The 587-nt window shown below is 70.9% G+C and carries 1 protein-coding gene; it reads right to left on the bottom strand.

What is annotated here, in order from left to right:
• Nucleotides 1–58: 58 nt before the first annotated feature.
• Nucleotides 59–307, bottom strand: a complete 249-nt coding sequence (locus GFH49_RS01575; RefSeq protein ID WP_155053912.1) for a hypothetical protein — start codon at nucleotides 305–307, stop codon at nucleotides 59–61.
• Nucleotides 308–587: the final 280 nt, after the last annotated feature.

Below are 587 nucleotides of genomic sequence, written 5' to 3'. Positions count from 1 at the left end.
GGTCGTGCCATGACTCGATCCTTTCACGAAATCGAGTCTCCATTCGAGCCGGGGCGGTTCAGTGGCCGCGGCGCAGCGGTCCGTAGACGAGTTCGTGGATGATGCTGCCGTCGAGGGCCACGCGCCCCGGTGCCGCGAGGAGTTCACGGTAGGGCCGGGTCGGGTCCACGTGGTCCAGGCGGGCCGCCAGGTGCTGGATCGGGAAGCCGTGGTGGGCCAGCTGGGCGATGAGGCCGTTGCGGGGGATGCCCTCGGCGCCCTCGATGACCAGCGTCCGGTAACACAGGAGTGCCGGCGGGAGGTTCATGCCGTCGCCTCGGGGCCGACCCGGGTGGTTCGGCGCGAGGCGGTGCGGCCGGGGCGGGTGGCAGGCACGGTCCGGCGAGGGAGTCGGGGCGACGCGTGCATACCACTTCCTTCGAGGCGACGGACCTGCTCAGTGTGGCCGGACGACCCGCACGGCGGGAGTGGCCGTGCTGGTTGTCCGGTTGTGCGCGCGTAGTGGTGTGCCGGGCGGGTGGCGGGGTCAGACACCCCATGTCGTTTGGTGTCAAGCGGTATGGGGTTGTGCGTGGTGCGACCAGGCG

The organism is Streptomyces blattellae (assembly GCF_009709555.1).
Lineage (GTDB): Bacteria > Actinomycetota > Actinomycetes > Streptomycetales > Streptomycetaceae > Streptomyces > Streptomyces blattellae.
The sequence above is the reverse complement of the archived record's forward strand: the minus strand, read 5'-3'. Positions and strand labels throughout refer to the sequence as shown.

Excerpts from the sequence above, each read along its gene's own strand:
- GFH49_RS01575 (WP_155053912.1), bottom strand. The coding sequence starts at position 307 with ATGAACCTCCCGCCGGCACTCCTGTGTTACCGGACGCTGGTCATCGAG.